Origin of the sequence: Streptomyces sp. UG1, from assembly GCF_049974585.1 — a bacterium.
In the GTDB taxonomy this organism is placed as follows: Bacteria; Actinomycetota; Actinomycetes; order Streptomycetales; family Streptomycetaceae; genus Streptomyces.
On record NZ_JBNGGG010000033.1, the window covers coordinates 120,925 to 138,782 of the forward strand.

The window sequence follows — 17,858 nt, forward strand, 5'->3', positions numbered from 1 at the left end:
TCGGAGGGGATGGTCACGGGGCGCGCCCTTTCCGCTTCCATGGCGTCGTCCGCTGGTAGCACAGATCACTTGACGGTGAGGTTAGCTTTACCTTATTCATAGCTCGTTCACAAGGTTCCCCCAGCGGCACCAATCAGCCGCTCGCCCTTCTGATTGACGCGACGAGCGCGGCAGGTGGCGAGCCACGCAGGAAGGCAGCACATGCGACGCCCCACGGCCCGCCTGATCACCGCGTTCACCGCGATCGGCCTGCTCGTCCCCGCCCTCGCCGCTTGCGGCTCGGACGACAAGGGCGGCGGCTCGGGCGCCGGTGACGACACCGCGCTGGTCATCTACTCCGGCCGCAACGAGAAGCTCGTCAAGCCGATTCTGGACAAGCTGGAGAAGGCCGTCGGCAGCGAGGTCGACGTCCGCTACGGCGAGAGCGCCGAGTTGGCGGCGCAGATCCTGGAGGAGGGCGACCGCACCAAGGCCGGGCTCTTCTTCTCCCAGGACGCCGGCGCGCTCGGGGCCCTGTCGAAGGAGGGCATGCTGGAGAAGCTGCCCCAGGCCACCCTGGACAAGGTGGACTCCGCCTACCGGGGCGCCGAGGGCGACTGGGTGGGCCTGTCGGGCCGCGTCCGCGTCATCGCGTACAACCCGGACAAGGTCGACAAGGCTCCCGACAGCGTCCACGACGTGGTGAAGCCGGAGTGGAAGGGCAAGGTCGGCTTCGCGCCCACCAACGCCTCCTTCCAGGCCTTCGTCACCGGCATGCGGGTCCTGGAGGGCGACGACGCCACCCGCACCTGGCTCAAGGGCCTGAAGGCCAACGGCAAGACCTACAGCAACAACCTCGCCACGCTGGACGCAGTCGAGTCCGGCGAGGTCTCCCTCGGCCTGGTCAACCACTACTACTGGTACGAGCGGGTCGCCGAGAAGGGCGAGGACAAGGTGGGCGCCAAGCTGCACTTCCTGCCCGGCGGCGACCCCGGCGCGCTGATCAACGTCGCCGGAGCGGCCGTCCTCAAGGACGGCGGGCAGAGCGCGACCGCCAAGAAGGCCGTCGACTACCTGCTGTCCAAGGAGGCGCAGACCTACTTCGCCGAGGAGACCAAGGAGTACCCGCTGGCCGCCGGCGTGACCAGCCCGGTGCGGGACCTGCCCGCGCTGGACTCGCTTCAGGCCCCGGACATCGACCTGAGCAAGCTGGAGTCGCTCCAGGAGACCCTGGCCATGCTCCGCGACGTCGGACTGGTCTGATCCGACGTGGGCACAACCCCTCAGTCCGTACGGGACCCGGCCGACCCGGACACCGAAGGCCGCCCGGCCCGGGTGTCCCCCGCGGCCGGGCTCCGGCGCACCCGCACCACCGTGACACGGCTGCTCCCGGGTGCCGGAACCGGCTCCCGCTCCACGGACCGCAGGCCTCCGTGGGTGCTGATCGTCCCCGCCTGCGTGGCGGCCCTGTTCGCGCTGCTCCCGCTCGGCTACCTCGCCGTCCGCGCGCTCGAACGCGGCCCCGGCTACGCCTGGGACGTCGTCGCCGACGAACGCACCCTCCAACTCGTCGGCCGCAGCCTGGGGCTCGCGCTCACCGTGGTGGCGGCCTGCCTCGTGCTGGGCGTCTCGCTGGCCTGGCTGACCGTGCGCACCGCCCTGCCCGGGGCGCGCGCCTGGTCGGTGCTGGCCACCCTGCCGCTCGCCGTGCCCAGTTACGTCGCCGCCTTCACCTGGCTGTCCGCCGCTCCGCGGACCGCCGGGTTCGCCGGGGCGGCGCTGGCCCTGACGCTGGTCAGCTTCCCCTATGTGCATCTGCCGGTCGCCGCGGCGCTGCGCGGCATCGACCCGGCGCAGGAGGAGGCCGCGCGCTCCCTCGGGCACGGCCCGTTGAGTACCTTCCGGCGGATCACGCTGCCGCAGTTGCGACCCGCTGCGGCCGGTGGCGGACTGCTCGTCGCGCTGTACGTCCTGTCCGACTTCGGCGCGGTCTCACTGATGCGGTACGACACCTTCACCTGGGCCATCCACACCTCGTACCGCGCCTCCTTCGACCGCACCCCGGCCGCCGCGCTGAGCGTGGTGCTGGTGGTGATGACCGTGGCGCTGGTCGCCGCCGAGGGCCGTACCCGGGGCCGCGCGGGCCACGCAAGGACCGGCACCGGCAGTGCCCGTCCCGTCGTCCCGGTTCCCCTCGGACGCTGGCGGATCCCGGCCCTCGCGTGGTGCTCGGCGGTGGCGGCCGTCGCGGTCGCCTTCCCGTTGGGCACCCTCGGCTACTGGCTGGCCGTCGGCACCTCCGCGACCTGGGACCTCGGTGGGCTCGCCGAGACGGCCTGGGCCACGCTGGGTGTCGCCGCGGCCGGGGCGGCCCTGACCACCCTGCTCGCCCTTCCGGTGGGCGTGATCGCGGCACGCCACCGGGGCCGCGGTGCCCGGCTGCTGGAGCAGGCGGCGTACGCGGGTCACGCGCTGCCCGGCATCACGGTCGCGCTCGCCCTGGTCTTTTTCGCCGTCCGCTACGCCTACCCGCTCTACCAGCAACTCCCGCTGCTGATCTGCGCCTACGCCGTGCTGTTCCTTCCGGTCGCCGTGGCCGCCACCCGGGCCGCCGTACTGCAGGCGCCACCGGTCCTCGAGGACGTCGCCCGCTCGCTGGGGCGACGTCCGCTGCGGGTGCTGCGGGAGGTGACGGTGCCGCTGGCCGCTCCGGGCGTCGCCGCCGGGGCCGCGCTCACCTTCGTGGTCTGCATGAAGGAACTCCCCGCGACGCTGCTGCTGCGCCCCACCGGCATGGACACCCTCGCCACCCGGCTGTGGACCGAGACCGGCGCCGGGTCCTTCGCCGCGGCCGCCCCCTACGCCGCGGCACTCATCCTGCTGGCCGCCGTCCCCTCGTATCTGCTGGGCAGGCACCGCACATGAACGATCGAGGCAGGCACCGCACATGACACTCCGAGACGGGTACCGCACATGACTCTCAGAGACGGGCACCGCCGATGACGAACGATCTCCACATCGAGCAACTGGCCAAGTCCTACGGCCCCGAGGCCCCCGTGCTGCGCGGACTGGACCTCGACGTGCCGGGCGGTGCCCTGGCCGCCGTGCTCGGCCCCTCCGGCTGCGGCAAGACCACCCTGCTGCGCATCGTCGCCGGATTCCTGCACGCCGACGCCGGTTCGGTCACCGTCGGGGGACGGCTGCTGACCGGGCCCGGTGTCCATCTGCCGCCCGAGCGCCGGCGCATCGGCATCGTGCCGCAGGAGGGCGCCCTGTTCCCGCATCTGAGCGTGGGCCGCAACGTGGCCTTCGGGCTGACCGACCTGGACCGGGGAGAGCGGCGACGCCGTACGGAGGAGATGCTCGACCTGGTCGGACTCGCCGGATACGGCGAGCGGATGCCGCATGAGCTGTCCGGTGGCCAGCAGCAGCGCATCGCCCTGGCCAGGGCGCTCGCCCCGCGGCCCCAGCTCGTGCTGCTGGACGAGCCGTTCAACGCCCTCGACAGCGCACTGCGCGCCGGGGTGCGGGCCGACGTGCGCGCCGCCCTGCGCGCCACCGGGGCGACGGCGGTACTGGTCACCCACGACCAGCAGGAGGCCCTGTCGACCGCGGACCTGGTCGCCGTCGTACGGCAGGGCCGGGTCGCCCAGTGCGACACCCCGCAGGCGCTCTACCGGCGCCCCGCCGACCCCTGGGTCGCCGGGTTCGTCGGCGACGCCGTGGTGCTCCCCGGCACGGTCGAGCGCGGAGGCCGCACGGTCGCCACGGCTCTGGGCACCGTGCCGCTGGCCGCCTCGTCCGAGGGCTCCGGGCCGGGCACGGTGCTGCTGCGGCCGGAACAGTTGCGGCTGACGGAGGCGGAGACGGGCGGAGCGCGGGGCACGGTGACCGATGTGTGCTTCTACGGCCACGACGCGAAGGTGACCGTGTCCGTGGCGGGAGTCGACGCCCCGGTCGACGTCCGCGTCGCGGGTCCGGTGTCGGTGCGGCCCGGCGAGGAGACGGGCATCCGCCTCACGGGCGAGGCCACGCTCCACCGCTGACGGCCTGGGGTACTCCCCCACTCCCGTTCAGGAAAGCGACGACGCACCGCACGAACCACTCCGGGTCGTCCAGCCACGGGTGGTGCCCGGCGCCGGGTTGCACGGCCGACTCGGCGTTCGGGAAGACGTCGGCGGTGCGGCGGGCGAGTTCGGGGCTGGGCGCTGCGTCGAGTTCGCCCGCGAGGACGAGGGCCGGGGCGGCGAGCCGGGAGAGCGCAGAGCGGGTCGCGGGCGGGTCATAGGCGCCGTCGGAGCCGTAGATGTCGGACGCCTCGTCGTTGAACTCGATGTCGCCGCGCGCATCGTGCTCCCGGGCCACATCGTCCCAACGCCCGTAGGAGAAGGGCGCGATCACCGGGTCGAAGGCGCGCGTCCCCGCCAGCCAGGCCTCGAACGCCGGGAAGGCCTGCGCGAACCATGGCTCGCCCGCCCTCAGCCGAGCGGCGGCCAGCCGCTCCTCGATGCCGGCCGGCATCCCCAGCGCCCAAGGATTCGCGGTCACCAGTACCAGCCGCGCCACCCGCTGCGGATACCGGGCGGCGTACAACATGGCCAGGCTGCCGCCCGCCGAGTGCCCGAGCACATCCATGTGGGCCAGCCCCATGTGGTCGCGCAACACCTCCACGTCGTCCACCAGGTGGTCGCAGCGGTACGTGGCCGGGTCGGCGGGCACGGCCGAGCCCCCGGTGCCGCGCAGGTCGAGCAGTACGAGTTGCCGGTGCGCGGCCAGTCCGCCGAGGTCGCCCAGGTAGGCGGAGGCCCGCATGGGCCCACCGGGCAGGACGACGAGCGGTTCGCCCTCCCCTCGCAGGTGGTAGGCGATCTCGGTTCCGTCGGTGGCGCGGAAGGTCGGCATGGGCCCGATCTTAGAAGGTGCGGCCCGCCCCCTTGCCTGATCAACAGCCGCCTGGATTACTGATCCCGAACACCTGGACCGAACGATCGGTCGTCCGGAATGACGCGTGTTGGCGAGGGAGAGCTTCCCCATGGCGGATACGACGGAACTGCTGGACCCGGGCGAACTGCTCGCCCCTGAGGCGCTGCGGGCATTGCAGCTCGAGCGGTTGCGCGGAACGCTGCGGCACGCGTACGACAACGTGCCGTTCTACCGCGCGTCCTTCGACAGGGCCGGCGTACACCCCGACGACTGCCGTTCGCTCGCCGATCTGTCCCGCTTCCCGTTCACGGCCAAGGCCGACCTGCGCGAGAACTACCCGTACGGGATGTTCGCCGTGCCCCAGGACCGTATCCGCCGTATCCACGCCTCCAGCGGCACCACCGGACGCCCCACGGTCGTCGGCTACACCGATGCCGATCTCTCCCTGTGGTCCGACATGGTGGCCCGCTCCATCCGGGCGGCGGGCGGACGCCCCGGGGACAAGGTGCATGTGGCGTACGGCTATGGGCTGTTCACCGGTGGGCTCGGCGCACACTACGGGGCCGAGAGGCTGGGCTGTACGGTCATCCCGGCGTCCGGCGGTATGACGGCCCGCCAGGTCCAGCTCATCCAGGACCTCAGGCCCGAGATCATCATGGTGACGCCGTCGTACATGCTCACCCTCCTCGACGAGTTCGAACGGCAGGGCGTCGATCCGCGCGGTACGTCCCTGCGGGTGGGCGTCTTCGGCGCCGAGCCCTGGACCGAGCGGATGCGCCACGAGATCGAGGAGCGGTTCGCGATCGACGCCGTCGACATATACGGGCTGTCGGAGGTGATCGGGCCAGGGGTCGCACAGGAGTGTGTGGAGACCAAGGACGGTCTCCATGTGTGGGAGGACCACTTCTTCCCCGAGATCGTCGACCCGATCACCGGTGAGGTGCTGCCCGACGGCGAGGAGGGCGAACTGGTCTTCACCTCGCTCACCAAGGAGGCGATGCCCGTCATCCGGTACCGCACACGGGACTTGACGCGACTGCTGCCCGGCACCGCCCGGGTGTTCCGGCGGATGGAGAAGGTCACCGGGCGCAGCGACGACATGGTCATCCTGCGCGGGGTCAATCTCTTCCCCACCCAGATCGAGGAGATCGTGCTGCGCACTCCTGGTGTGGCACCCCACTTCCAGTTGCGTCTGACCCGGGAGGGCCGCCTCGACGCTCTCACCGTGCGGGCCGAGGCACGCCCCGACGCGTCCCCCGAGACCCGGGAGGCCGCCGCGCGGGCCGTCGCGGCGGCCGTGAAGGACGGGATCGGGGTGTCGGTCGCGGTGGAGATCGTCGAACCGGAGTCGCTGGAACGCTCCGTGGGCAAGATCCGCCGCATCGAGGACCTGCGCCCCCGTCAGTGACCGGCGAAGCGGTCGCGCAGCTCCCGCTTGAGGATCTTCCCGCTCGCGTTGCGCGGCAGCGCGTCCACGAACTCCACCCGCTTCGGCGCCTTGAAGTGGGCGAGCTTCTCGCGCGCGTGGTCGATCAGTTGGGCCTCGCTCACCTCGCCGCGCGGCACGACGACCGCCGTGACGGCCTCGATCCAGCGCTCGTCGGGCAGGCCGATCACGGCGACCTCGGCGACGCCCTCGTGGGTGTACAGCGCGTCCTCGACCTGACGTGAGGCGACCAGTACGCCACCGGAGTTGATGACGTCCTTCACCCGGTCGACGATGGTGAAGTAGCCATGTGCGTCGCGCACGGCGAGGTCGCCGGAGCGGAACCAGCCGTCGCGGAAGGCCTCGGCGGTCTCCTCGGGCTTGTCCCAGTAGCCCTCGCACAACTGCGGGGAGCGGTAGACGATCTCGCCGGAAGTGCCGTCGGGCACGTCCTCCCCTTGCTCGTCCACCACACGGGCGTCGACGAAGAGGACGGTGCGCCCGCAGGAGTCCATCCGGCCCTTGTGCTCGTCCGGGTCCAGCACCATGGCCAGCGGGCCGATCTCGCTCTGGCCGAAGCAGTTGTAGAAGCCGAGCTTCGGGAGCCGTTCACGCAGCCGTTCCAGGACGGGCACCGGCATGATCGACGCGCCGTAGTACGCCTTGCGCAGCCCGCCGAGGTCGCGCTCCGCGAAGTCGGGACGGCCCGCCAGGCCGATCCACACGGTGGGCGGGGCGAACAGGCTGTCCACCCGGCCGGCCTCGATCAGGTCGAGGAGCCGGTCGCCGTCGGGGGCGTCGAGGATGAGGTTCGTGGCGCCGACCGCGAGGTAGGGCAGCAGGAACACATGCATCTGCGCCGAGTGGTAGAGCGGCAGGGAGTGCACGGGGCGGTCGCCCGCGCTGAGGTCGAGGGCGGTGATGGCGCTCAGGTACTCGTGGACCAGGGCGCGGTGCGTCATCATCGCGCCCTTGGGCAGGGCCGTCGTACCGGATGTGTAGAGCAGTTGCACCAGATCTTCGGAGCGCGGCTCCGGGCCGTCGTACGCGGGAGCCGTCGCCAGGAGCGCCAGGAGCGAGTCGTCGGCGTCGCGCAGGGGCGACGTACGCACCTGCGAGGGCAGTCGGCCGGCCAGGTCGGGGTCGGCGAGGACCAGCCGGGCGCCGGACTGGCCGACGATGTAGGCGAGGTCGTCGCCGGTCAGGTTCTGGTTGACCGGCACATGGACGAGGCCCGCGCGGGCGCAGGCGAGGAAGCCGATCAGGTAGGCGTCCGAGTTGTGGCCGTAGGCGCCGACCCGGTCGCCGGGGGCGAGGCCCGCATCGCGCAGGACGCTCGCCGCGCGGGAGACGGCCTCGTCGAGTTCCTCGTACGTCCATGAGCGGTCGCCGTACTCCACCGCGATCCGCGCCGGGGTGCGCCGTGCGCTGCGCCGCAGCACCCCGTCAACCGTGCTGCCCTGTCCCTGCGTCATGACTCATGATCCTCGGTGTGTGACCGAGGCGGGTCAAGCACCCGGATGGTGCGGTCCGACCCATGGGTACGCTCAACCGCTCCTTCCCTCAATGACGTTGGGAGGCACAGATGCGCACCACTCGCCCGAGACGCCTTCTCGTGATGGCCGCGGCCCTGCTCACGGCATCGGCCACACTGCCGGCCGCGGCGGCCGAACGGCCGAATCATCGGGAACGTCCCTGCGGTCATGTGGTGGTGCCTCCGTAGTCGGTGGGATGGGCCGCCCCGATCGGTCGTGTCGTCCTGCTCAGGGCAGGAGTTGTGGAACCCGTCCCGCCGGAGGCTTGCGGACCTCCGGCGGGACGGGCGTTCTCGTGGTGCGACCCTGACCCGGTGGTCGCCCGGGGCCCCTTCACGCCGGGGCAGGGCGGGATGGCGTCAGCGGCGGGTGCGGCCCGTGCTCGCACACCCCGCGTGGATACGGCCGGACTGATTCGCGCCCCCGGAGGGACTGACGTGCTCGTACGGCAGCGACGCTTGGCCGTCCTCGATCGGCTTGTCGCATGCCAAGCACATGGCCGCGCCCTGAGCGCATCGTGGTGGTCGCACAGGGCCACGACGGAGCGCGCGAGCCGCTTCACGCGCTCCACTTCTCCGAGCAGTCCTGCGGCCTCCGGCTCGTGCAGCCGACGGCGAGCCTCACCAACTCCGGCCATGGCCACCCGCGCGGGCACGTCGTCCTTGGGCAGGGCCGCGGGCGAGCTGCTCGACCTTTGGGATCAGGTGCTCCGCGAAGGCCTTGAGGTCCCGGTGGTAGAGCTTCGCGCTCTCGTGTCGGGGCAGCGTGTCCTGATCCAGGAACCATGTGGCCGAGGCGCGCATCGACACGGTGCCCGGCATCGCGTCGGTCTCCTCGCGGGTGGCGTTCACCGGGTCACCGCCGTCTGTCCGGCCTGGTGCTGCACATCCGGCAGTTCCTGCGCGGCCAGGATCTCCCGGGTGCCGCTGTCCGATTTGATGATGCCGTCCCGCGTCACGGTGTACACGCGCATCGTCATCTTGACCCCGGGGCTTCTCGGGGCTGTAGCGTTCGTCATGTCGACGCTCCCTCACGGGTTTGAGCGTTGGCCATCCCCGGGGCCGTCGCAAGCGGTCGCCGGGGTTTACTGGTCTGTGTCGTCCTCACGCCGCGACCGCCTTGTTACGACACCTCCGCAGTCGAAGCAGGCTTCACCGTGTAGTCGGACGATGCTCACGCGCCCGTCGATGACCGTCGGCGCGGGAAAGGGTGCGTCAGACATCCCGGTTCCCATCTGCTGGTTCCTACGCGTGCAACAGATGGTGGAGGGACGGGAAGGCCACAAGTACCCCGGCGAGGGGTAGTTGGGGTAGCTCGGTCAGGTGGCGGCGCACCACTCAGCGAAGTTGCTGAGGCTCTCCGAGTCCGCGCGCTTCAAACGGCGCAGGGGTGGCAGCGTCCTCACGCACCCACGGGTGCTCACGGGTGTGCTGGGGCGGCGGGCGACCTTGAGCGACTCGAAGGCGTCGTCCGCCAGCCCGGACCACAACTGTGCGCGGCCTAGTTCGATGTAGAACCCGGAGCGCCGCTCAGCCGGAAGGTCGTGGGGCGGCTTCCATTCGCTCGCTACGGCAAGGGCACGGCCGATATGGTCGCCACCAAGGCTCACGGCGACCGACACTTCGTGGATGCGTACGGAATCTGGGCCGAAAGCGGTTCCGCAGTAGATGTCCTCGGGCGCCCGGTCGGCCAGCGTGCGGGCCTCATCGAGGGGCATGGCTGCCGCCGAGGCATCACGTGCCCGGCCTGCGACGACGGCGGCCCGCATGGGGAGGGCGCCCCGACTCGCGGTCCCCGCCGGCGTGGTGGCGGGGGTGGCGTCCAGAGCAAGTTCCAACGCGCGCAGGCCGACAGCGTGGCCGCGGGCAGCGAAGAAGGTCTCCGTCCGCACGTAGGCAACGGCGGCTGACAACACTGGATCGTCAGCCTCTGGAACTGCCCATCGCATGAGTTCGATCAGCCGGGCTGACAGGTCATGCGCGCCGAACTTGTAGGCGACGGCGTCCGCGGACCGGTACGCCCGCACAAGGAGCCCGGCCAGTTCGGCTCGCTCCTCGGCGGGGGCCGCGTGGTAGGCACGGGCGAGTTCGGCGAGCAGGTCGGGCAGCCGCCGGGCGATCCGCGTGTATTGCGCTCCCAGTCGCCGGCGAGCGGCCTCGCTGACCGCAGCGCGCAGTTCATGGGCAGGCCGGACTGGCCCGTCTTCGGGGAGATCGTACGTAGCGATCGCCGCGGAGAGTGCGGGTAGCGCTTCATGGACGCGGGTCTGAGCCGGTTCGCGATAGGCGCGCAGGCGTATGGGATCGATCCCGAGGGCCTCAGCGACGGCTTCGAGCGTGGATTCGCTCAGGCCCCGCTCGCCCCGCTCGATCTTGCGGATGGTTCCAAGAGACACGTTGGCCGCTGCGGCAAGCTGTTCCTGTGTCAGCTTCGGACGCATGACGCTGCGGTAGTAGGCGATCCGCCCGCCCACTCCGCCTCTCCTAAGTGCGGGCATACTGGCTCCGGTTCGGTGCATCCACTCCGAACCGTACCCGCGCCGAAACGCCGCGTGTACACGAACGGCCGCACCGGCGAAGCTTGGTGCGGCCGTTCGCTTTGGGTCAACCTTCGACGATCTCGGTGAGCTGGTACAGATTGTCGATGCGCCAGTCCGCTGCCGCCACGATGTCGGCGTCGTCAGCCCACAGGTGCCCCCACGGGCCCCGGCGGATATGCGCTGTGCGCAGCCCAGCCGCCTTCGCTGGCAAGAGATCGTTTGCCGGGTGATCTCCGACGTAGAGAGTTGCCCTCGGGGCCGCGTGCGCCACGTCTAGGACCCGCTGGAAGAACTCCGGTTGCGGCTTCGCGACATTCCACTCCCCCGAGGTGACGACAAGGTCGACGGGCAGGTCCAGGCCTCGCAGCAGCTCAGCGGCGCGGGAAGTCTGGTTGCCCGCGATGATCACCCGCACTCCGAGCTTCCGCAGAGCGGACAGGGCTGGGCGCACGTCGTCGTAGAGGTCGCTGTCGTCCAGAAACTCACCGCGGCCGGCGGCCTCGCGAGCGTCGTACTCAGCGGCGACATCGATGCCGGGGCGCGCGAGCCGGAGGGCGTCCGCGTCGTCCTGCCCCCGGGCCACGACCGCACCGACGAGAGCGGAAAGGGTGTGTCTGGGAGTGTCCAGCCAGTCGGCCCACGAGGCCCAGTAACGGTCGTCCCGGGGATCGTCTCGCCGATGTCCAACACGATGGTCTCAATCACCCTGGGAGCCTACGGCGCGCCGGTAAGGGCTCTGTGAGCCGGATACCCCGGCAGTTACGGCGTGTCCGGCCAGCTCGTCAGTACGGTGCCTTCCTGCTCGTCAGCGAGGATGACGCGGGCGTCGGGCAGACTGCCGTACTCGCCGATCCAGCGCGTGAACTTGTCGCGTGCCACGGCCTCGTTTCGCCACCAGCCGTGCTGCGCAGGCCGACCGGCGGCCCTGAGCAGCAGGTGGTAGCGGCCGGGCTCATCCACGGTCCCAATTCTGCCAGCCGTCCTCGTCCGTCCATCCCCGCAGCGGCACCGGCGTGCCCAGCTCAGCCGACACCTGGGCGGCCACCTCGCGGATGTCCTGCAGGATGGGGCACAGCGCAATCGGCGGCTGTCACTGGGAGCGCAACGCCGGAGCGCTTCTCGAAGGGATGATCATCTACAAGTGGTACGTGGACGTCAACGGTGACGGCAGCTGGCTCGTCTGCAATACCACGGAAAAGGGTGGATATTACACCGAGCCGGCCTCCGCGTTCGAGTTCATTTGGAGGTCTCCGCGGGAGACGATGTGTGGTACGGGCTACTACGGGATCCGGAACTACGCGGGCATGATGGACAGCGGTGAGTGGGTGGGGCTGAACGCCACCGTCTGGTCCGGCTACCACTGGCTCCCGGACTTCAGTGAAGAGTCCATGGCGGCCGCTGCCGAGGACAAACCGGTGGTCCCGACTGGCTGAAGACCACGGACACAAGCGACGACCCCGCGTCCGTGCCGGTGGCCGACGAGAACGGCGAGCCGGTGAGGAACAGCGACGGCTCGCTGTTCACCGTGTCGCCGAATCTTCCCGAGCCGACGGCGGCTGAGATCATGGCTGCGGCGCAGACCCCCGCGGGAGAGCGGACGTTCACCAAGGACGCTGACGGCAACGTGACCGAGACGGTTGTCGCGCAGTTGACACGTCCCAGGCCGTAGCCTGCACTGGTTGGCACGGATGGGAGTCGGTTGCCAGTCCCGTGCGGTCGGCTGGGAGGGTAGGAGACAGCATGAACGCCAGTCGCCCTGCGCTGCGCCTCCTGGAAGGGGTGCTTGCGGTTGTCGTGGTGCTGGGGGTGCTCTATGCGGCGCTCTTGCCGTTGATCGCGAGTCGTTCCGCGCTGTTGAGCACGTACAAGCGTGGTGGGCTCACCCCGTTGATCATCATCTTCGCTGGGGCGTGCGCTGGCTGGCTCTGGTTGCGCTTGGCGAGATCACGGAAACGCCCACCGATCGTACTGGCCGCCGGAGGGGTGTGCGCCGTCGGTCTCCTGGGCGTGATGTGGTCGGGAACCCGCGACACGGTGGAACAGCAGCACGTCACACCTTCCCCGAACACCGGGCGCTTCCACCAGTCGGCGCCCCCCGACAACACCCCGGGCACGGCGCCTCCCCCGGCACCGCCCAGCATCGAGCCGTAACCCGGCACCCAGCACAGAGCCCTCGGCCACCACATGGGTGGCCGGGGTTCCGCTTTGGCGCGGCAACTCGCAGGCGTCCATGGCCGTGAACACACCACCCACCGGCTCTACCTGCCCACCTGCCGGCTCGCTCACCAGGCCCTGGAGTGCTGGCGCCTGCGCGTGCTCGGCTACCGCGCTGAGGACGAAGACGTACGTTGATCGTTCACTTGTGTGGCTTGACGCAGCCGAGGAACACGTCGCCCCGCTGGTACCGAGGCCACCACATCGCCTTCCTGGTCTCCGGACCGTACACACCGTCCCTGCCGATGCTCTCGTCCTCCTGGACGCGGTAGACCGCGTTCTTCGTCTGGTTGCCGTAGATGCCGTCGACCCCGATGTTCTCGTAGCAGTAGTCGATGGCCTTCTGAAGGTGCCGCACGCCGTTCGACTGGGCTCCGTAACCCATGACGCAGTTCCGTGAACCAGTTGCGGTGTAGAACGGCTGCAACGTGTACACCGAGTCCGTCAGCCACACGTACTTCACGTTGTCGCACGTCGGATACGACGCGGCCTGCGCGGACGAAGCCGACAGGCCGATTACGGGGGCGGCCACCGCGCCGCACAGGGCTAGAGACGCAAGCTTCGAGCGAGTCTTCATTCTCTCTCTCCTTCGCGTTGAACCACCGAACCGTATTGGCGGGCACGGGAGCAGGCACCCTGAAAAGTTCCAGGGTGCCTCGGTTGCTGCTCACTCACTCAGCGACATGACGAGTGCGGAGAACCGCTGCAAGGGGTGGTGACCCGGTGAGGCGGCCGTAGGCTCGCAGGGCCGTCTCCGTGCCCCGCCCACCGAGAAGGGCCCCGCCCCGTGGCGGGGCTCGCTCGTGCCACGGCTCCGCCACGAACCGTGCACACATCAACCGAAACCCGCACAACACCCCCACAATGACGGGCAGTCAGTACGTCCTTGGGGGGACCATGCACGCCAGAACCACCGCGCTCGCCACCATCGCCATCCTCGCCGCCACCCTCACCGCCTGCGGCAGCGACACCGACCAGACCGCAGAACCGAAGGGGACCAGCGCCAGCGAGCTGAACCAGCCCAGAGCCAAGCCCGCAGCCGCCACCGTGGAACTCGCCTGGAGCCACACCAGCAAGGACGGCGCCGGCGACATGCAGATCTGGTACGTGGCACGCGCCAAGAACCCGGGCAAGTCCGCGGCCTCCGTCGCCATCGACGCCCGCGCCCTCGACAAGACCGGCACCATCGTCGGCTCCACCCAGGACACCCTGCCGAACATCCCGGCCGGTGACACCTTCGACTACTTCGGCAACCTCGGCGGTGGATTCACCGAACTCACCGGAACCCCGGCGAAGATCGAGGTCTCGGCAGCCAAGGATGCCTTCGGCCGAGCTGGCGCTGTCGATCTCCCGATGCTGAAGACCGGCGAACTGAAAATCACCGAGGGCGGTCGCGATGATCTGTTCTCCGATGCCCCGTACTCCTACAACCTGTCGGTGAAGGTCACCAACAGCACCGGCCGCGACATGGCCGACGGCGTCACACAGCAGGTCGTTCTCTACGACAAGGACGGCAGCGTCGTCGGCGGCGACAGCGGCTTCTCGGACAACGTCCCCGAGAGCTTGCCCGCCGGGATGGGATGAGCTACCGCGAGCAGTGGACCGGCATCCCCGCCGTCGGCAAGGCGACCCGCGCCGTCTACACCGTGTGGCCGGGCTGATAGCGCCCGCGTGGCCGTTGGCGGGGGTGGATCGTCAGGTGCGGCCGAGGGCGCCGGTCTGCAAGTCGTCCACTCCAGAGAGCAAATGGCCCGACCCCTGGGGGTCGGGCCACTCGCGATGCTCAGCCGGTCAGACCGGTGGCATGGAGTAGGCCTTGCGCCAGAACGCCGCCTTGGTCCCCCGTCCGGCGATGCCGTCGAGGGCACCCGTGTAGCCGTTGAACTTCTTCAGGTTGGCCTGGAGCGACACGATCGTCTTGGGTCCCACGATCCCGTCGATGTCACCCTTGTAGGGAGAGGGCTGGGAGGGCCAGGTAGCCAGCCAGCGCTGCAGCGCCTTCCAGCTGTTGGTCCCGAGCGCCCCGTCGATCGCGCCGGTGTAGCCGTACATGGTGAGGATCCACCGCTGGATCCGTTTGGCACCCTGGCGGTCAAGGCCGAGGTTGACCACGGCCGCGCTCGCCGGCCCCGCGAAGCCGACCACCGCCACGCCGGATGCCGCCACCGCCAGCAGCCCGCCTCGGATCAGCCCGCGCCGCGAGACGCCGTTCTGCCTGCTCTGCTCCACGCTCTTCCCTCCGTTGGCCGGGGTCTTCTCCCGGCTTGGCGCACAGGTGGACCCGGATCGTCGTCGAACGATCCGGGTGCACCGTAGCCCGGCCGAGTTGCTGAGCGTGCCGGTCGTTTGACCCACAAGAGAGGTACTCCCATCCACCAGCCTGGGGCGAAGCAGGAGATCACTAGTACGACTGGTAGTTGGGCACACTGTAGGGGTGAGAGGCGAGAGCTCAGACGCTTCACTCACCGATGCGTGGCCCGCGACGAGGCCGCACCCGGCAACGACCCGCCCCGTTCCGGACAGCCGCAGACACGATCCGGTCGACAGCAGGTCGCACCGTTGACGGTCCATCGTCCCTGAATTCAGGGTGGGCGGCGGAAAGACTCACTGCATGCTCACGACACAGGGGGACGTCATGGCAAAGCGCAAACGAGTCTTAGCCCGTGCCGCCGTATTGGTGAGTTCGCTCGGCCCGCTGTTCGTCGGCTCCGGCCAGGCGCAGGCGTACGACTACGACGGGACGGGCCCGCGGGCCACCGGATGCGCGTCCAGCGCCCGAACGGTGGAGTCCGCTGTGTTGAGGAACAGTGTCGGCACCAGAGTCGGCGTGATCGAGCTACGTTTCAGCTCCTACTGCAAGACCGCTTGGGCGCGCTTGACCATGGACAGGCAACAGTGGCAGTGCGGTGACCCGGCAGCCGGATTCGCCTGCTCCAGGGCGTGGATCGTCCGGAACAACGATGGCCGCACCTACCGCTGCACCCTCGACGAAGGCGACAAACGGTGCTGGACCCGCCAGGTGTATGACCTTGACCCACTCAGCTCGTTCGCTCGGGGCTACGCCGACACCGTGAACGGTGAGGTGAACGTCCGCACGGCCTCCTACTGAAGTGGCTCTGCCACCATTGACCGCCTACAGCCTCGGCATCAAGCCCGGCAGCTTCAGTGGCTGGGCGGTCAGGCACGGCGTGAAGTCCGCGGACACCCAGCCCAACCCCAACGGCGGCCAGCCCACTGCCCTCTGGGACCTCGCCGATATTGCGGAAGCCCTTGACAAACACAGGAGCGCCGCTTGACCAGCAAGCACAGTGCAGCGCATGATCTGTCATGGTGCACGTAGTGCCTCATGAGCCCGGCCACAGAGCCGGGCTCCGGCATGTCCGGGGGTGACGACCCTGGCCCGCACCTCCAGCCAGGACACCGCCGACCAGGCCCGCCAGAACCAAGGCCGCTCCGGACGCAAGACCGCAGAAGCCGCACAGCAGCGCCGGGCCACCCAGCAACAGAGGCGACTCGAAGTCCAAGTACTCGCCGAGGAAACCGAGTGCTGGAGGTGCGGCGGCCCCGTCGACCAGAGCATCCAAGGCAGCACCCACCCCTGGGGTCCCGTCATCCTCCACCCGAAACCGGCGTGGGCCGGCGGCAACGCCCTCGACAGGACCAACGCCCACCTCGCCCACCGGCGCTGCAAGGCCGCCTACTGCGAGCAGCTCCGGGCGCAGCAGCGCACACGGTGATCGCCCATGCCGCAGCTCTCCGCAGAAGAGATCGCCCGCCGCACCAAGCAGGCCCGCAGTGGACGGCCCTGGCTACGCGTCCAAGCCAGGTGTACGCAGAAGAGACCCACTGCTGGTGGTGCCACAAGTGGGTGGACCAGTCCCTGCCCGGCACCGCCCACCCCATGGCCCGCACCGTGGACCACATCCACCCGCTCTGGCTCGGCGGTGACCCGCTCGACAGAGCGAACCCTCGCCTCGCACACCGCCGCTGCAGCAGCGCCCGCAACAACGAACTCCGCGCCGCGCAGCGGCGGACCACCTTCACCGTAGACGCCGCAAGCCTCTGACCTGCGGAAACTCGAAGGTGATCAAATGCGGCGTGAAGATCCACAGAGAACGGCGGCCGGCCATCGGAGGAAGCCGCCGTCGCCAACGGCGGCATGGAGCATCCGCCACATGCCGCCGGAGAGCCACCCGGGCCCGTGCCGGTCCGGCGCAAGAAGCATCTGGGACTGCACCTGGGCGGTGCGGTCGCCGTTCTGGCCACCATCAGCGAAGCCGCACGCAACGCCGTGCGTGAGCATCAGGGCCAAGTCATCGGCGCGGTGACGGGAGCCGCTGTCACTGCCGCGACGGTCACCATGGTGACCGTCCAGCCGTGGACCGACGAAGCCAAAAACGGCCCTCCATCCTCCGCACCCACGACGGCCCCTTCGCCCACGTTGTGGCCGCCGCCGACCGCCGCACCGCCACCACCGCCACCACCGCCAGGCAGCACGCCGCCGACGGCCACTCCCTCGCCCCCGCCGAGCGAAACTGGGCCGAGCGCCAGCGCTTCGGGCACACCACACGAGTCTCAAGCATCCCATCGCCGAGCGTGACCCCCACCGGCTCGGTGGTGCCGATAGGGGAGCCGTCACCCACAGGCGGCCAGCCGATTCGCCACCGAATGACGGGGAGCCGGACGGCAGTGGGCCTGGGGCTGCGCCGCCGACCAGCCCAAGCCCCAGCGGCCGGCCCGACCCGCCTGGCCCTATGGGCCCGGACCTCCGCCTGCGGCACCAGCAGCAGAATCCGACGGGCTGTGCATCGGGGCAACAGCGGGGCCCGTCCTGGAAGTCGACGCCTGTCTACTCGGGGTCAAGTGAGTGGCCTCGGGATCTTGGCCTTTCGGAGGCCGCCCTCCAGACATTGCAGCCACTCGTACGGCGTCAGGTTGCCCTTGGACGTGTTGCAGTCCTGGCATGCGGCAGCGAGGTGCTCGCGCGCGTGGGTTCCGCCCCGCGCCCTGGGGATGATGTGGTCGGCATGAGTTACTCGCTCGCCGCAGTAGACGCAGTAGGCGCAGTGAGGATCGTCGGCCAGTATCTGCGCGCGAGCTGCCGCATACGTGCGTTGTTCTTGGTTGCGCTCGCACCGCGCACATTGCTGCTGCCCGTCGGCACAGATGGCGTCCCTTGACGTGGTGTAGCCGATCAAGGTGAGGGGGTGCGCCGGGGGCGTATGCCGATGGGTTTTCGCTC

22 protein-coding genes and 1 pseudogene are annotated in these 17,858 nt (G+C 69.9%); 11 read left to right on the plus strand and 12 right to left on the minus strand.

What is annotated here, in order from left to right; genetic code table 11:
- Positions 1–201 precede the first annotated feature (201 nt).
- The 3 genes from ACP4J3_RS32895 to ACP4J3_RS32905 all read left to right on the plus strand — a co-directional run bounded on the left by ACP4J3_RS32895 (position 202) and on the right by ACP4J3_RS32905 (position 4,025).
- On the plus strand, positions 202–1,242 hold the full coding sequence (locus tag ACP4J3_RS32895; RefSeq protein WP_426539837.1) for an iron ABC transporter substrate-binding protein: 1,041 nt from the start codon (positions 202–204) through the stop codon (positions 1,240–1,242).
- A 111-nt stretch (positions 1,243–1,353) separates the two neighbouring features.
- The gene (locus tag ACP4J3_RS32900) at positions 1,354–2,904 is read left to right on the plus strand and encodes an ABC transporter permease (protein WP_426539865.1); all 1,551 of its coding nucleotides are present in this window, start codon (positions 1,354–1,356) and stop codon (positions 2,902–2,904) included.
- 74 nt (positions 2,905–2,978) lie between these two features.
- Positions 2,979–4,025, plus strand: a complete 1,047-nt coding sequence (locus tag ACP4J3_RS32905; protein ID WP_426539838.1) for an ABC transporter ATP-binding protein — start codon at positions 2,979–2,981, stop codon at positions 4,023–4,025.
- Here the strand turns inward: ACP4J3_RS32905 and ACP4J3_RS32910 are convergent.
- A complete protein-coding gene (locus tag ACP4J3_RS32910) occupies positions 3,997–4,881 on the minus strand; it encodes an alpha/beta fold hydrolase (protein WP_426539839.1) in 885 nt (294 codons plus the stop codon). The genes ACP4J3_RS32905 and ACP4J3_RS32910 overlap by 29 nt on opposite strands.
- 130 nt (positions 4,882–5,011) lie before the next feature.
- Between ACP4J3_RS32910 and paaK the strand changes: the two genes are divergently transcribed.
- Complete coding sequence (gene paaK, locus ACP4J3_RS32915; RefSeq protein ID WP_426539840.1) at positions 5,012–6,310, plus strand: phenylacetate--CoA ligase PaaK; 1,299 nt, start codon at positions 5,012–5,014, stop codon at positions 6,308–6,310.
- On the opposite strand, the gene ACP4J3_RS32920 is transcribed toward paaK, so the two are convergent.
- The 7 genes and pseudogenes from ACP4J3_RS32920 to ACP4J3_RS32950 form a co-directional block, all read right to left on the minus strand.
- Positions 6,304–7,803, minus strand: a complete 1,500-nt coding sequence (locus ACP4J3_RS32920) for an acyl-CoA synthetase (protein WP_426539841.1) — start codon at positions 7,801–7,803, stop codon at positions 6,304–6,306. The genes paaK and ACP4J3_RS32920 overlap by 7 nt on opposite strands.
- Positions 7,804–8,029: 226 nt before the next feature.
- The gene (locus tag ACP4J3_RS32925; protein WP_426539866.1) at positions 8,030–8,500 is read right to left on the minus strand and encodes a DUF6415 family natural product biosynthesis protein; all 471 of its coding nucleotides are present in this window, start codon (positions 8,498–8,500) and stop codon (positions 8,030–8,032) included.
- Positions 8,484–8,714: a DUF6415 family natural product biosynthesis protein gene (locus tag ACP4J3_RS32930; protein WP_426539842.1), complete on the minus strand. Its 231-nt coding sequence runs from the start codon at positions 8,712–8,714 to the stop codon at positions 8,484–8,486. The genes ACP4J3_RS32925 and ACP4J3_RS32930 overlap by 17 nt, the downstream gene beginning before the upstream one ends.
- Positions 8,711–8,881: a hypothetical protein gene (locus ACP4J3_RS32935; protein WP_426539843.1), complete on the minus strand. Its 171-nt coding sequence runs from the start codon at positions 8,879–8,881 to the stop codon at positions 8,711–8,713. Before ACP4J3_RS32935 ends, ACP4J3_RS32930 begins: the two co-directional genes overlap by 4 nt.
- Positions 8,882–9,181: 300 nt before the next feature.
- Positions 9,182–10,336 carry a helix-turn-helix domain-containing protein gene (locus ACP4J3_RS32940; protein WP_426539844.1) on the minus strand — a complete coding sequence of 385 codons (1,155 nt, stop codon included), beginning with the start codon at positions 10,334–10,336 and terminating at the stop codon, positions 9,182–9,184.
- A gap of 130 nt (positions 10,337–10,466) precedes the next feature.
- A pseudogene (locus ACP4J3_RS32945) lies at positions 10,467–11,107 on the minus strand (HAD family hydrolase).
- A gap of 54 nt (positions 11,108–11,161) precedes the next feature.
- Positions 11,162–11,362: a hypothetical protein gene (locus ACP4J3_RS32950; protein ID WP_426539846.1), complete on the minus strand. Its 201-nt coding sequence runs from the start codon at positions 11,360–11,362 to the stop codon at positions 11,162–11,164.
- Positions 11,363–11,466: 104 nt separating this feature from the next.
- On the opposite strand from ACP4J3_RS32950, the gene ACP4J3_RS32955 reads away from it, so the two are divergent.
- The 3 genes from ACP4J3_RS32955 to ACP4J3_RS32965 all read left to right on the plus strand — a co-directional run bounded on the left by ACP4J3_RS32955 (position 11,467) and on the right by ACP4J3_RS32965 (position 12,553).
- Positions 11,467–11,835, plus strand: a complete 369-nt coding sequence (locus ACP4J3_RS32955) for a hypothetical protein (RefSeq protein ID WP_426539847.1) — start codon at positions 11,467–11,469, stop codon at positions 11,833–11,835.
- Positions 11,836–11,867: 32 nt separating this feature from the next.
- Complete coding sequence (locus tag ACP4J3_RS32960) at positions 11,868–12,071, plus strand: hypothetical protein (protein ID WP_426539849.1); 204 nt, start codon at positions 11,868–11,870, stop codon at positions 12,069–12,071.
- A gap of 71 nt (positions 12,072–12,142) precedes the next feature.
- Positions 12,143–12,553 (plus strand): hypothetical protein, encoded by a 411-nt coding sequence (locus ACP4J3_RS32965; protein WP_426539850.1) that lies wholly within the window; start codon positions 12,143–12,145, stop codon positions 12,551–12,553.
- A 205-nt stretch (positions 12,554–12,758) separates the two neighbouring features.
- Here ACP4J3_RS32965 and ACP4J3_RS32970 read toward each other — a convergent pair whose 3' ends face one another.
- Positions 12,759–13,193, minus strand: a complete 435-nt coding sequence (locus ACP4J3_RS32970) for a peptidoglycan-binding domain-containing protein (protein WP_426539851.1) — start codon at positions 13,191–13,193, stop codon at positions 12,759–12,761.
- A gap of 320 nt (positions 13,194–13,513) precedes the next feature.
- Here ACP4J3_RS32970 and ACP4J3_RS32975 point away from each other — a divergent pair, with 320 nt between their 5' ends.
- A complete protein-coding gene (locus ACP4J3_RS32975; protein WP_426539852.1) occupies positions 13,514–14,200 on the plus strand; it encodes a hypothetical protein in 687 nt (228 codons plus the stop codon).
- Positions 14,201–14,407: 207 nt separating this feature from the next.
- Here the strand turns inward: ACP4J3_RS32975 and ACP4J3_RS32980 are convergent, their stop codons facing one another.
- On the minus strand, positions 14,408–14,845 hold the full coding sequence (locus ACP4J3_RS32980) for a hypothetical protein (protein WP_426539853.1): 438 nt from the start codon (positions 14,843–14,845) through the stop codon (positions 14,408–14,410).
- Positions 14,846–15,251: 406 nt separating this feature from the next.
- Between ACP4J3_RS32980 and ACP4J3_RS32985 the strand changes: the two genes are divergently transcribed.
- From ACP4J3_RS32985 to ACP4J3_RS32995, 3 genes are all read left to right on the plus strand, one after another.
- Positions 15,252–15,725 (plus strand): DUF2690 domain-containing protein, encoded by a 474-nt coding sequence (locus ACP4J3_RS32985; RefSeq protein ID WP_426539854.1) that lies wholly within the window; start codon positions 15,252–15,254, stop codon positions 15,723–15,725.
- 277 nt (positions 15,726–16,002) lie between these two features.
- On the plus strand, positions 16,003–16,353 hold the full coding sequence (locus ACP4J3_RS32990; RefSeq protein WP_426539855.1) for a hypothetical protein: 351 nt from the start codon (positions 16,003–16,005) through the stop codon (positions 16,351–16,353).
- Between the two features lie 131 nt (positions 16,354–16,484).
- Positions 16,485–16,682: a hypothetical protein gene (locus ACP4J3_RS32995; protein ID WP_426539856.1), complete on the plus strand. Its 198-nt coding sequence runs from the start codon at positions 16,485–16,487 to the stop codon at positions 16,680–16,682.
- Positions 16,683–16,918: 236 nt separating this feature from the next.
- Here the strand turns inward: ACP4J3_RS32995 and ACP4J3_RS33000 are convergent, their stop codons facing one another.
- Together ACP4J3_RS33000 and ACP4J3_RS33005 are read right to left on the minus strand one after the other, a co-directional pair.
- On the minus strand, positions 16,919–17,179 hold the full coding sequence (locus ACP4J3_RS33000; protein ID WP_426539857.1) for a hypothetical protein: 261 nt from the start codon (positions 17,177–17,179) through the stop codon (positions 16,919–16,921).
- A 296-nt stretch (positions 17,180–17,475) separates the two neighbouring features.
- Positions 17,476–17,858, minus strand: a 383-nt coding sequence (locus tag ACP4J3_RS33005) for an HNH endonuclease (protein ID WP_426539858.1), incomplete at its 5' end; no start/stop codon positions are given.